The sequence below is a fragment of the Streptomyces sp. NPDC026538 genome (assembly GCF_055567535.1).
This window is the reverse complement of the sequence record NZ_JBVHQG010000009.1, coordinates 288,740-301,356: the sequence shown is the minus strand read 5'-3', so window position 1 is coordinate 301,356 and position 12,617 is coordinate 288,740. Positions and strand designations below refer to the sequence as shown.

Below are 12,617 nucleotides of genomic sequence, written 5' to 3'. Positions count from 1 at the left end.
GGTGACCGGGTTGGTCACCCGTTGTGTGCGGGCATCCTTCTTCACCGGACGGAAAGTGCGCGCTGTGACGCCAGCTACGGAGTTGCCCCGGCCAGGTCGGTCGCCCCGTGGCGGCCAGCAAGGGCGCTCGGCCCATGTGCCCTGCATAAGGCCAGCAACGGCGCTCCAATGTGCCCTGCCGCACAACCGTGGACTTCCGACGGTGCGGCGTGGCGGCGCGGCCTCGCGGGCCGGAAGCCTACTCCCGTGCCTTAGGGCACCTATCTAAGGTAGCGAGCCGTGCCACTCCCGTGCCAGAACGGAGGTGATCACGTGTCGGGTGTGCCGGGCACGGGACGGGGAGCCTCTACCCTCGCAAGCCGCACGCGACGCCGACAGCCCGGGACGCACCGCATGCGGCGCTGACCGACTGCCTCATGGCCGAATGCGAGAGCCTGCCGCCCACGGACCGCTCCCCGCCTGGGACACCTACGGCATCGACGACACCTCGATGACCACGCCGATCGCCTGGTCGATCACGGTGTACAAGCTGACGGTCTCCTGGAGCCGACGACCAACCGTTGCAGCTCGCTGTTCTTTCGTGGACGGGCGGGGACGGCGTCGCTTTTCCTCCACGCCGTTGAGCTTCAGGGTGACCGTCCGGCCCGCAGAAAAAGTTCTGTGGGTCTTCGCGGCAACCTTTTCGGCCTCTCTGACCACTCAGTGTTGTCCGGCCAAGTGGGCCGGACAGATGCAACAGTTGAAAGAGAGCACAGGCATGTCCCTGGAACGAGAGCGCAGACATGTCCCCGGTCCACCCTCGTCATCGGTGGCGTCCCGCGGCGGCCACCGTGCCGACGGCGGTGCGCGCGGTGGCCGTCCGAAGCATCGTGGTCGTCGGTTGCTCGCGCGTCGGGGCCTCTGGGCGGGTCTCGCCATGGTGGTCGTGGCCGGCTCGGCTGTCGTGGTCAGCCAGGCTTCGGCAGACCAGAAGCAGAAAACCCTGGATCTGAAGAAGTGGTACGTGCTGGTCAACCACAACAGCGGCAAGGTGCTGGACGACCGCGGCTCCGCCAAGAACGACGGCGCGGCTGTGGTGCAGTGGGCGCGCCACGGCGGGGCCAACCAGCAGTGGCGGTTCATCGACTCGGGTGACGGTTACTACCGGCTGCAGAACCGGACCTCCGGCAAGGTGCTGGACGACCTCGGCTGGTCGAAGACCGCCGGCTCCGCCCTCGTGCAGTGGAAAGACCTGAACGGCAGCAATCAGCAGTTCAAGCTGTTCAAGTCGTCCAACGGCTACGTGCGTTTGGTCAATCGCTTCAGCGGCATGGCTGTCGGTGTCCACAAGGCCGTCAAGGCCAGCGGGGGCAACGTCGTCCAGAACCGCGACCGGAGCGGCGCCGATCAGCAGTGGAAGCTGGTCGCGGTCGGGAACGTCAGCGGCGGCGGTACGCCCACCACGCCGAGCAGCAGCGCTCCCGCGAGCCCGACTCCGAGCGACCCGCGCCCGTCGTCCTCGCCTTCGTCCGCGTCCCCGTCGCCCACGAGCGGTGGCGGCAGCTCGGCGAAGCGTTTCCTGGGCAGTGACAAGGTGATCATCGGCGGCTCGATGTCCGACGCCTCGGCGAACGCCGCGCCGTTCGACGCGCGCTACGCCTATGTGCACAGCCAGCCCGCGCCCTCGTCGGACTACTACACGGCAGCGCGCTGCCAGGACGGGTGGTCGGGCTGGTGGGGCTGCTGGAACGGCAGCACCACGGCGCCCGGCACGTACGTGACCTGGCGGGACGAGGTGGCGTCCCAGGCGACGTACAAGGGCAGCTCGCGTCCGCAGAAGATGCTGTGGACCTGGTACTCGTTGCGCGACCTCGGCGATGCGGCGGGCGAGGGCGACGGTCCGGGTGAGGTCAAGGCCATCAACCGGGTCGACCTGCTCACCCGGTACCTGAACGACTACCGTTTCTTCCTCCAGAAGATCGGCACGTCGCACGACGCGATCGACATCGAGCCCGACTTCTGGGGCTACGTCCGGTCGCTCGGCGATCCGCACAAGGTTGCCGCGCAGGTCTCGGCCGCAAATCCGAAGGATTGCGGATCACAGGAGAACAGCGCTGCCGGTCTCTCCCGCTGCCTGATCTCGATGGCGCACAAGTACGCGCCGAACACCGCCGCGGGACTCCACCTCACCTGCTGGGACTGGCAGAACAACACCCAGGGTTGCGTCAAGGACTACGCGAGCCTCGGGGCGCAGAACGCCGACTTCCTGGTCTCCGACGTGTCGGACCGCGACGCGGGCTGGTACGCACAGCCGGCCCACGGCGGCCGTGACACCTTCTGGACCGACCAGACGGCCGCTGACACGCTGAAGTTCTACAAGACGATGGCCGAGTCCGTGGGCAAGCCGGTGGTCCTGTGGCAGATCCCCGTGGGCAACATGGCGCAGAACAACACCCTCAACCACTACAAGGACGACAAGGTGGACTGGTTCTTCGGACACATGGACCAGGTGGCGAACGCCCATGTCGCCGGCCTGTTCTTCGGTCCGGGGCAGCAGGAACAGACCACGGTCGAGTCCGACGGCGGAAACCTGATCAACAAGACGATCGCCTATCACAACTCGGGTGGTTCAGCGATTAAGTAGCGCTGCGGCACTCAAGTAGGTGAAGATGCCGAAAGGCGCCCCCATCTCTTCGATGGGGGCGCCTTTCGGCATCTTCGTCGGGCTGAGGGTCAGCGCTTCAGGGTAAGGACACCCGGCCGGTACGGCAGCTTCGCGTAATCGATGCCGTCCGATGAGGGGTTCCTGCCCTGGTAGAGGAACTGCAGGTTGCAGGGGTCGATGGTCATGGTCTGGTCGGGGTTGTTGCGGACCAGGTCACCGTGGCTGATGTCGTTGGTCCAGGTGGCACCGCTGTTGGCCTTGCCCGCGAAGGGGCTGCTCTCGCTGCCGGCCTGCTCGGCCCACGGGCCGTTCAGGCTGGAGGCCGTGAACGAGCGGAAGTAGCGCCCGTTCGCACCCATCGGCCGGTGTGGCGGCCTCCGGCGTGCGTGCGGCCAGGGCGACCAGTGGTACGGCGGCGCCCGCGGCCGCGAGGACCACGGCGGCGGCGATCACGCGGCGGGTCGCCGGACGGCGACGATGAGAACGGTTCTGATCTGACAACGGTATGTCCTTCTGGCACAGCGGGCCCTGATCCGGCCCCGGTCACCCACCAGTTGCCGCCACGCTCACCAAAGGTTGCGGCGATCAAGGGAAGCCATTCTCACGGCCGCCGTCGTCGCCCTGCCGCACAGCCGCGTTCACCGCGTCGGGACGAACCCTCCCCGGACCGACGCGGAGCCGCCCGTACCCTGTGCGTCGACGCGGTAGCCGTCGCCCGCGGCACTGCGCTCGCCTGCGCCGCCGTTGTTGAACTGGACGGCGAACTCATGGGTCCCGGCCGGTACGGTCAGGCCCGGCTTGAGGACCCAGCGGTAGACCAGCGCGCCGCCGGCCTCCTGGACGGTGACGGTGAAGTCATCACTCGGCAGGGTCTGCCAGGTGCCGGTGCTCTTCGCTCCGCCGGTCTGCACGATCCGGATCTCGACCGTGAGCGAGGTGAGCGGCTGCGTCGTCTTGAGGACGAGGTCGCTCTGTGTCCAGTAGACAGTGCTCTTCGAATTCAGCGAGCCGGCCGACCACAGCGGCCCGTCCTGGTTCTCGCCGGCAGTCGGCGAGGGACTGGTGGCCGACGGAGTCGGGCGCGAGCTGCCCGGGGTGGTGGCCGGGGACGGCGCGACAGGGGTGGGGCGGGCCGATGTCGGGTGCGGGGAGCTGACGGTCGGGGACGGGGCGGCAGGCGTGGTCACGGTGGGCGACGGCGACGGGGTCGCGACGATCGCGGCGACGGCGAGGCCTCCGGTCGTCAGGATGCCGCCGGCGGCGAGCCCGGCGAGGGCGATCCTGGTGCCGGACCGCGCGAACGGTCGCGCGCGGTGACGGACGGCGGGGCCGGCCATGCCGCGTTCCACCCGGGCCAGCATCCGCGCGCGGTCGGGCCGATGGGCCTCGGCGGCCTCGCGCAGCCGACGGTCGATCTCCTCGTTCACCGGTTCCTCCTCCTCCCTGGCACCAGGTCCCCGGCCGCGTGTGCGCCCAGTAGCTTTTCCAGCTCGGCCATTCCCTTCGAGGTCTGGCTCTTCACCGTTCCGACCGATATCCCCAGCGCTGCCGCCGTCTCCTTCTCCGACAGGTCGAGGGCGTGTCGCAGCACCACGCAGGCGCGCTTGCGGAACGGCAGCCGGGCGAGCGCCGCGCGGACGTCCAGCACGGCCGCCATGTCGGGCCCCTCCACCTTCTCGGGGCTGCGGGACCAGAAGAGCGTGATCCGGCGTCGCTCCCGCACCGTGCTGCGGATGCGCCCCCGCGCCAGGTTGGCCACCACACCGCGGGCGTAGGCGAGCGGGTGGTCGGCCTGCCGCAACCGGTCCCAGCGCTGCCACAGGGCGACCAGGGCATCCGCCGCGAGGTCGTCCGCCGCGTCGGTCTCGCCGGTCAGGAGGTATGCCAGACGGGCGAGCTCGGCATAGTGGCGTTCGAAGAATTCGTGGAACTCCGCGGACGCGTCATAGAGGACCATCCCCCGGTCGCCCTCTCCTTGCCATGATGTGCGCGTTAGTTGCGCGTTCAACAACGGGGAGCGCAGCCTAACAGTGCCCTGCCCGGGATGCGAACGGCGGTCGTGCATGGTTGCGGGGCGGTGCAGGCCGGCCGGCGGACTGGTCAAGGCCCGGCGAACCGGACGCCGGTCGGCTGCGCGACGTCCGACTGCACGGCGGCGACGAGCAGCGCCAAGGGAATGCCCGTGACCATTCCGCGCCTGCGCCACTGTTGCGGCGCGGCGTGCTTCGTTGCCCTCATGCCCGTCCATCCGGTAGTTCGAGTCGGCCTTCCGGCTCCTAGTTGCCGCAGAGGACGAGAAGGTTGCCGCCGCGTACTCCTCCAACGGCCTCGGCGCCGGCGGACACGGACGTCGCTGGGTCATCCTCGCCCCCGAAACTCGACACCCCACCGCAGTACGATCGACCCACTCAGCCGTCAACCCCACCTACCGACGAGTTCAACGAACTACCGGTAGGTATCGCGCTCTATGGGTTTGATTCGTACCGGAATGCTGATCGGTGGCCACGGAACATCACACAGTTTGCTCGCGGCGGGTCACGTACGTCGCACATCTGCAAGTCGTCGTTTCCGTCCAGATTCTGATGGAAAGACTGCACTGTCCAGGGAAATGACGGGTAATCAGTCTGATCGGAGGTCTGCTGCGGGTTCCGGCTGCAGGGAGCTTTGGATCTAGTGTCGAACTCCGGGCATCTCTTGCCTAGTTCAGTGCTGTGTCCGTCAAGTCCCCCTGTATTACGGCGAGCAGCCCGTCGCTCGCGCGCGACGCGCTGGGGCGACGGAGGTGGTCGAGAGGGTCATCGCGTCCCGCGCGGTGTCACCTGGCGGGACGCCATCGACGAGAGGATGGTCGCCGGAGGGCTTGTCCGTCTTGTCGAGCCTGATGACGAAGTGGTCGCGAATCGCGGCTTGTCGTTGATGACCCGAGGTGGCACGGCCTGGTACCCCGGGGCATGCGCATCCAGAAGGCCCGCCGCCCGAGCCCTGGTCCTGGCCCTGGCGAGGCAGTTCCGGCCGGCTCGCGGCCAGCGCGGTGGCAGACCAGCAGGATTCGATCGGGAGACCTCCCGTCGGCGCCGGCGCGACATCATCGAGCGCTGTGTCAACCGGCTCCATGACTCCCGCGGCCTCGCCATCAGATACGAGAAGACCGCCTGGCTTCGTCTATGACTAGCGACAGCACTTGTCGATGAGTTCTGGCAGCGGTCGAGGGTCAGCCGGCCTTGAGATGTTGATGAGTTTTGACAGCGCTTGTTAATCGGCGCCACCGGACCCAGGACGCAAGTGAACACCTCTCGGCAGGTCGAAGGACGACGACCGTGGCGCAGCCAGTCGGCCAGCGCAGCGCCGACGTCGGACGGCAGCGGCATGTGAGCGCCCCAGGATCGCCTTCTCCCAGTCGGCAGACCGGTGCGCGCTATCTGCGCCGCCAAGGGAGCTCAGCCTGATAGTCGTCCTCGTGGGTGAGACCCTTGATGATGGCCTCGCCGATCTCTGCGAACTGGCGGACCTGGTCAGGCGTGAGGTGGTCGAACATCGCCCGGCGCGCCGCCTCGATGTGACCGGGGGCTGCGGCGGCGAGGACGGCGAAGCCTTCGTCGGTGAGCACGGCGAGTTGGCCGCGCTGGTCCGTCGGGTCGTCGGTGCGTCTCGCCCAGCCGCGTTTTTCCAGCGCCGATAGTGCGTGCGAGAGCCGGCTGCGGGTGACCTTCAGGTGCTCGGCGAGGTCGCTCATCCGCAGCGACCGGCCGGGGGCCACGGACAACCGGCTGAGCAGGTTGTACGTCGCGTGTGACAGGCCGGCGGCCCGTTGCAGCTGCCGCTCCAGGTAGTCGCCCAGCAGCGTTGAGAGGTCGATGTATGCCAGCCAGGCGCGCATCTCCTCCTCGGAGAGCCAGGGGGTGTCGCTCATCACACCAGCATATCCGAAGGTTTGTACTCTCAAACAAATCGGGCTATCGTCGATCCGAGTGTTTGAGAGCTCAAACTCTTGGGAGGTGTCATGAGGTTCACCAGGAAGGCCGGGACCGCGCTGGTGGCGGCCGTCGTGGCGGTGGGGGCAGGCGCGAGCTACGCCGTCGCCGATGCGAGCACGAAGGCAACGGCTGGCGCGTCGGGCGAGCAGGCAATGTTGCAGGCGCTCTACCGCCAGGCTGAGGCCGATGGCGGCGAAGTGACCGTCTACATGGGCGGCGACAAGCCGGGACAGTGGGATTTCATCGCCAAGGCGTTCGCCGCGCAGTTCCCCGGCGTCAAAATCCATCTGGTCACCGATCTGAGCAAGGTCCACGATGCTCGGATCGACAACCAGATCGCCACCCACGACCAAGTGGCTGACGTGGCCGTGCTGCAGACCGTGCAGGACTTCGACCGCTGGAAGAGCGCCGGCCAGTTGCTGAAGTACCGGCCCATCGGCTCGGACGAGGTCTTCGACAACGCCAAGGACTCGCAGGGCTACTGGACCGGCGTGTTCTACGGCGCTTTCGCCGACATGGTGAACACCAAGGCGGCCGGGTCGGATCCGTCGGCGTTCACCGCGGCCGATCTACTGAAGCCGGATTTCAAGAAGAAGCTGATCTTCACGTACCCGAACGATGACGACGCCGTCCTTTACGACTTCAAGCTGACCGTCGACAAGTACGGTTGGACCTGGCTGCGTTCCCTGGTCGCACAGAACCCCGCGTTCGTGCGCGGCACGCCGTTTTCGGCCGGACCCGTGGCGGCCGGGGACTACCTGGCGACGCTCGGCACGGCGGGCGATCCGACGCCGAACGCGACCATGATCTTCCCGGCGAACGACCCGTTCAACAGTTGGGTGCAGCACGGTGCGATCTTCAAGAACGCTCCGCACAAGGCCGCCGCGAAGCTGTTCCTGAGCTGGCTGACGTCGCGGACGGCCCAGCAACAGCTGATCGCTCCGTGGACCTGGTCGGTGCGCAAGGACGTCGCCCCACCGGCCGGGCTGCGGCCGCTGGCCACGTATCACCAGACCGATGTGGCCGGGTTTCAGGCGTTCATGAGCGACCGGGACGCGGTGGAGCGGTTCCGCTCGCAGGTGCAGCTCTACGTCGGCCAGGTCGTCGGTCCGGACCCGGCCGACCCGACCAACACCCTCGGATTGACGCCCGGCAAGTTCTGACCGGACCCGGTTCCGGGTGGGCGCCGACCACAGGGCTGGCGCCCATCGCCGTAGCGGGCCCACGTAGAGTGAACTCTTTAGCCGCCGGGGTAGCAGGTCGGCGCCGATCTCGCTCGGGACGGGTGAGTTCACTATGGACTATGCCGAGTCGCCGCGCGATCGCGAGCCTGTGACTGCGATCGCGTGGCGGCTTGCGCACCTGATCGATGTGTTCGGGAGCCCGAGGAGTCCGACGCCATCGTCGCCCCCTGAATGCGGTTCGCGCATCCATGCTGCCGCCGCAAGAGGAAGACCGCTGTCAAAACTCGCGAACACAGTCACCCCGATGCTGCGGGTGCTGCCGATCCTGATCGACAAACGCTGCCAGAACTCACTTACAAAGCCAACCGCCGCCTCTTACGAAGCGGCGGTCACCCTCGCGTAGTTCCCGCTCTGGGCAAGATCCGCTTGAAGCTCTAGTCCGCCGGCAACGGCTCTCGCGTCAGACCCTCACCGCTGGTCCCGACCTGCAGGGGCTGAGACGGCTTCGACTGCACGGCTTCTTCCTTGTGATCGAGCCCCAGCAGGGAGTCGAGCGACAGGGTGCCCGGTCCAAGCACCAGTACCGCAAGAAGCGCGGCGAGCATGAGGATGTCCACCTCCGCTCCGCCGGAGCCCTTCGGACCGAGAACACCCAGGAGTGCGACGCGGCCGTCGACGTACCGGGACTACCGCGCGTTCCTGGAGGACGAGGAGATCCGTCCGTGATCGAGGAGGCGCTCGCTCTCCCTACGCCGCCTCCACCTTCGGGAGCATGACCCAGCGCGACACCACGAAAGTCACCGGAATCGCCGCCGCCGACGCCATCAGCGGAGCGAACCTGCTGCCGGCGTGCAGGACGTCGACGATCACGTACACGCCCACCGTGGTGATCACGAAATTCGTCGCGTTGGTCAGCGGGAACAGCAGGAACTTACGCCAGGTGGGCCGTATTCGGTAAGTGAACTTCGCATTGAGAAAGAACGAACCGATCATGCTCAGCAGAAACGCGAGAATATGCGCGGCGAGGTACGGCAAATACATCAGGAACAGCAGGTAGAGGCCGTAGTACGTCGCCGTGTTGATGACCCCGATCACCGCGAAGGTGATGATCTGGCCCGATAGCGGGCGGGTGGGTCCGGTGGTCGTCAGGGCGTTCGGCATCAGGGGATGAGGTCCTTCGTCGTGCCGCGGGTGCGGTCTTCCGTTCGGTGCACGTTCGTCGCCTTCACCAGGAAGTGCGGGCGCCCCTTGACCTCGTAGTAGATCCGGCCGGTGTACTCGCCGATGACCCCGAGCATGATCATCTGTACGCCGGCCAGGGCGGTGACGGCTGTAATGATGGTGACATAGCCCGGCGTCTGGACGCCGTTGATCATCGCTCCGCCCACGATCCACGCCGTGTACACGCCGGCCAGACCCAGCAGGGTCATGCCGAGGTAGAGCGCGGCGCGCAGCGGGCGGTTGTTGAAGGAGAGCAGCCCGTCGAGGCCGTAGTTGAGCAGGCTGCGGAACGACCAGGAGCTGGAGCCGTGTTCGCGCACCGCGTTCTCGTACTCGAAGGTGGTGCTGGGGAAGCCGACCCAGGCGAACAGGCCCTTGGAGAACCGGTTGTACTCGGTGAGGTCCACGATCGCGTCCACCACCCGGCGCGACATCAGCCGGAAGTCGCCCACGCCGTCGACGAGTTCGACGTCGACGAGCCGGTTGATCAGCCGGTAGTAGAGGCGGGCGGTGACGGTGCGGGTGAAACGGTCGCCCTGCCGGGTGCGCTTGGCGATGACCTGGTCGTAGCCCTCGCCTCGCAGTTCGACCATGCGCTTGATGAGCGACGGCGGGTGCTGGAGGTCGGCGTCCATGACGATCACGGCGTCGCCGGTGGCGTGCTTCAGGCCGGCGAGCAGGGCGGCCTCCTTGCCGAAGTTGCGGCTGAAGGAGACGTACCGGACGCGCGAGTCGCCGTCGGCGATCTGGCTGAGCAGGGGCAGCGTCCTGTCCCGGCTGCCGTCGTCGACGTACACGAACTCCATGTCGTGACCGAGCGGCAGAAGCTCGTTGGCGATCTTCTGGACCTGCTCGTGGAAGCGCTCGATGACGTCTTCCTCGTTGTAACAGGGCGCGACGATCGATATCAGCATGGGTTTCTCCCCTGGGGACGGGTCAGTGGGCGGTGGTCGTGCGCTCGCCGGAGCGGACGGCGGTTCTGCGGCGCACGGCCGAGAAGATGCCGAGCAGGATCAGGGTCAGCAGCGAGGCGCCGCCGACGGCCGTGCCCAGGCGCAGGCCGGGCGGGTGGAACGTGCAGGTGAGGCTGGTGGCCGAGGCGCCCAGCGGGACGGCGATCAGGCCGTGGAACTCGCCCGCCGCGACCTCGTCGCCCCCGGCGGAGCAGCGCCAGCCGGCGATGCGCGGGGCGGCCACGACGGCGGTTCCCGTGCTGCCGGCGGGGAGGCGGGCGTGCAGGGTGCCGTCGGAGACGGTCACCTCGGTCGCCCCCGTGGCCTTCAACCGCTGTACGGCGGCGCGCAGTTCGCCGGTGTCGAGGCAGCCGACCGCGCCCTGCGCCGGGACGCGGCCGAGCCGGTCGGGCTTCAGGTCGATCCGTACCTGCCCCGAGGCGCGTACCGTGCCGAGCGGCTGCATCGCGGCGATCTTCGTGCCCTGGGCGTCGGACCGGTAGAGCCGCCGCTCCCCGCCGCTGGCCAGTTGTGCCGTACCGGAGTAGTGCGGCGCCCACAGGAACGCCTCGGTGCCGGCCTGGCAGCGCGCGGTGAGCGTCTGCGCTCCGTCGACCAGCAGCCCGCGCGCCTCGTCGCCCTCGCGCGCACCGCTGAGGGTGGTGTGGGGCAGGGTGTAGACACGTGTGCCGAGCAGCAGTTCCTGGTTGCGGTACGGCGAGGGGCCGAACGAGGCCGGGGTGGTGCGCGGGGCGGTGGGCCGTACGGTCACCAGCGGCGGGACGTCCTCGCGGGTGACGGTCGACGGGCCGCCGCCCTGGGGCAGCCATTTCTGGTGCGGGTCCGGTGGGTTGTGCACCCGGGCGCCCACCGAGAAGACCGCGTCGGTGACCGGGTTGTCGAGGCTCTGCAGGCTGCGGCCGCGCGAGGTCCAGCCGCCGCCGAGCGCGGTGAGGGTACGGCTGAGGACGTCGGAGGTGAGGCTGCTGTAGTACTGGGAGCCCTGGCCGCCGACCATCATCGGGTCGTTGGCGACGGTCTGGTCGCGGCCGGGTTCGGTGCGGTACTTCGGCCACGCGTCGGCCTCGGCCACGGCGTCCGCCTCCCGCTGCTGGCGGTCTCCCCAGGGCGCGTAGTCGTCCATCTGGTTGAGGCGCATGTGGGTGGCCACGGCGGAGGTGGCGGCGGCCTCGCCGAACTGGGCGCCGACCAGCAGCACCGCGGCGAGTGCGGCGAGGACGGGCCGGCCGTCCCTGAGACTCAGGAGCGCGAGTCCGCCGAGGGCACCGGCGACCGCGAGCAGCACCACCGGCCAGGTGTGGTGGGAGTGCTGCTGGGTCAGGGCGCTGCGGCTGGCGACGGCGCCGACCAGGGCCAGGAGCACGGCGGCCGCGCCCAGGGCACGCCGGTCCGGCAGCCCGTAGGCAAGAGCATGCCAAGCCGCTATGACCAGCAGGGCGCAGAACACGAAGGCCTGCCGGTAGGAGCTTCCGTTGGGGGCGGCGAAGGCGTGCCAGGCCAGGCTGGTCGGCGCCCACTGCAGGGACAGGCCCACGGCGAGCACCAGCACCGTCCAGCCCGCCCGCACCCGGACCGGCACCTTCCGGTGGAAGGGCAGGGCCAGGGCGAGCACCAGCGCGGTGATGCCGACGTAGAGGGCCGGGGAGCTGTAGCTGTAGGTGGTCGGCAGCAGCCGGGCGAACAGGTCGTCGGCCCCCACCGGGGCGAAGTGGCCCTCGCGGCCCGGGTAGGCGTGCTTGGTGCCGGAGTAGACGACGATCACCAGCGGCGCGGCCAGACCGACCCCCAGCCCGACCACGACCGCGGCCCGGCCGACCACCGCCAGCGCCCGCCGCCACGGCAGTTCGGCGAGGACCAGCCGGAGCAGCAGCACCAGGGCGGCACCGAGGGTGGCCATGTAGGCGGTGTAGAAGTTGGCGGTCCAGGCGAGTGCCACGATCAGCACGCTGAGCAGCGGGCGCCGGCCGGCCGTGGCCCACTCGCCGACCAGGCAGAGCAGCGGCAGTGCGATCAGCCCGTCGAGCCACATCGGGTTGAAGGAGGCGAGCGCGAGACTCCAGCCGCACAGGGCGTAGGAGGCGCCCAGGATCCCGGCTCCCCACCAGCGGCCCCGGCGCAGGCTGAGCAGCAGCCAGGCCATGGCGGCACCGGCGACCGCCGTCTTCAGCACCGTGATCACATACACCGCGAGGTCGATCTCGTCACGCGGGAACACCCCGACCAGCAGGGCGAACGGGCTGCTGACATAGGTGCCGATGTCCGGCAGGAAGCTGGAGCCGTAGCCGGACTGCCAGTTGAAGACGATCCCGCCGTCGGCCCTGCCGTGCAGCAGGTCCCACAGGTGCGCGTGGAAGGGCACGTACTGGTTGCCGAGGTCGTTGACGTCGCGGGTGTGGGAGCCGAAGGGGTAGCTGCGGGCCACGACGTCGGCCGCGCAGAGGGTGACGGCGGTGAGGAGCGCCGCGAGCAGGGCGGCCGCCCTGCACGGATCGGCGTCGGGCCGTCGCGCGGGTCCGGTCTCCCGCTCTTCGCCCCCCGCCGGTTTCACCCCCTGTTCGCGCCCGGTCAGGGTCGTGCGATTCATTCTGTGCGGCCCCCAGAGAAATACGGGGGTGTACTC

Annotated in this window: 12 protein-coding genes and 1 pseudogene; 3 read left to right on the top strand and 10 right to left on the bottom strand. The window is 68.6% G+C overall.

Features of this window, described 5'->3' with window-relative positions:
- Nucleotides 1–468 precede the first annotated feature (468 nt).
- On the bottom strand, nt 469–699 hold the full coding sequence (locus tag ACZ4N4_RS32890; RefSeq protein ID WP_467595628.1) for a hypothetical protein: 231 nt from the start codon (nt 697–699) through the stop codon (nt 469–471).
- Nucleotides 700–916: 217 nt separating this feature from the next.
- Here ACZ4N4_RS32890 and ACZ4N4_RS32885 point away from each other — a divergent pair, with 217 nt between their 5' ends.
- The gene (locus ACZ4N4_RS32885; RefSeq protein WP_467595832.1) at nt 917–2,623 is read left to right on the top strand and encodes an RICIN domain-containing protein; all 1,707 of its coding nucleotides are present in this window, start codon (nt 917–919) and stop codon (nt 2,621–2,623) included.
- A gap of 89 nt (nt 2,624–2,712) precedes the next feature.
- Here the strand turns inward: ACZ4N4_RS32885 and ACZ4N4_RS32880 are convergent.
- The 5 genes and pseudogenes from ACZ4N4_RS32880 to ACZ4N4_RS32860 form a co-directional block, all read right to left on the bottom strand.
- Nucleotides 2,713–3,003 (bottom strand): annotated as a pseudogene (locus ACZ4N4_RS32880) (non-reducing end alpha-L-arabinofuranosidase family hydrolase); the annotation flags it as partial.
- A 279-nt stretch (nt 3,004–3,282) separates the two neighbouring features.
- Nucleotides 3,283–4,071: a hypothetical protein gene (locus ACZ4N4_RS32875; RefSeq protein ID WP_467595626.1), complete on the bottom strand. Its 789-nt coding sequence runs from the start codon at nt 4,069–4,071 to the stop codon at nt 3,283–3,285.
- Nucleotides 4,068–4,601, bottom strand: coding sequence for a SigE family RNA polymerase sigma factor (locus tag ACZ4N4_RS32870; RefSeq protein WP_467595623.1), 534 nt, complete (start codon nt 4,599–4,601; stop codon nt 4,068–4,070). Before ACZ4N4_RS32870 ends, ACZ4N4_RS32875 begins: the two co-directional genes overlap by 4 nt.
- 143 nt (nt 4,602–4,744) lie before the next feature.
- Entirely contained in the window at nt 4,745–4,882 is a 138-nt protein-coding gene (locus tag ACZ4N4_RS32865; RefSeq protein WP_467595621.1) for a hypothetical protein, read from the bottom strand.
- A gap of 1,177 nt (nt 4,883–6,059) precedes the next feature.
- Entirely contained in the window at nt 6,060–6,554 is a 495-nt protein-coding gene (locus tag ACZ4N4_RS32860; protein WP_467595619.1) for a MarR family winged helix-turn-helix transcriptional regulator, read from the bottom strand.
- A gap of 90 nt (nt 6,555–6,644) precedes the next feature.
- Between ACZ4N4_RS32860 and ACZ4N4_RS32855 the strand changes: the two genes are divergently transcribed.
- Both ACZ4N4_RS32855 and ACZ4N4_RS32850 read left to right on the top strand, forming a co-directional pair.
- Nucleotides 6,645–7,781 (top strand): ABC transporter substrate-binding protein, encoded by a 1,137-nt coding sequence (locus tag ACZ4N4_RS32855; RefSeq protein WP_467595616.1) that lies wholly within the window; start codon nt 6,645–6,647, stop codon nt 7,779–7,781.
- Between the two features lie 133 nt (nt 7,782–7,914).
- The gene (locus ACZ4N4_RS32850; RefSeq protein WP_467595613.1) at nt 7,915–8,205 is read left to right on the top strand and encodes a hypothetical protein; all 291 of its coding nucleotides are present in this window, start codon (nt 7,915–7,917) and stop codon (nt 8,203–8,205) included.
- A gap of 31 nt (nt 8,206–8,236) precedes the next feature.
- Here the strand turns inward: ACZ4N4_RS32850 and ACZ4N4_RS32845 are convergent, their stop codons facing one another.
- The 4 genes from ACZ4N4_RS32845 to ACZ4N4_RS32830 all read right to left on the bottom strand — a co-directional run bounded on the left by ACZ4N4_RS32845 (nt 8,237) and on the right by ACZ4N4_RS32830 (nt 12,581).
- The gene (locus ACZ4N4_RS32845; RefSeq protein WP_467595611.1) at nt 8,237–8,419 is read right to left on the bottom strand and encodes a hypothetical protein; all 183 of its coding nucleotides are present in this window, start codon (nt 8,417–8,419) and stop codon (nt 8,237–8,239) included.
- A gap of 130 nt (nt 8,420–8,549) precedes the next feature.
- On the bottom strand, nt 8,550–8,963 hold the full coding sequence (locus tag ACZ4N4_RS32840; protein ID WP_467595608.1) for a GtrA family protein: 414 nt from the start codon (nt 8,961–8,963) through the stop codon (nt 8,550–8,552).
- Nucleotides 8,963–9,937: a glycosyltransferase family 2 protein gene (locus tag ACZ4N4_RS32835; RefSeq protein WP_453575466.1), complete on the bottom strand. Its 975-nt coding sequence runs from the start codon at nt 9,935–9,937 to the stop codon at nt 8,963–8,965. Before ACZ4N4_RS32835 ends, ACZ4N4_RS32840 begins: the two co-directional genes overlap by 1 nt.
- A gap of 22 nt (nt 9,938–9,959) precedes the next feature.
- The gene (locus ACZ4N4_RS32830) at nt 9,960–12,581 is read right to left on the bottom strand and encodes a YfhO family protein (RefSeq protein WP_467595605.1); all 2,622 of its coding nucleotides are present in this window, start codon (nt 12,579–12,581) and stop codon (nt 9,960–9,962) included.
- Nucleotides 12,582–12,617: the final 36 nt, after the last annotated feature.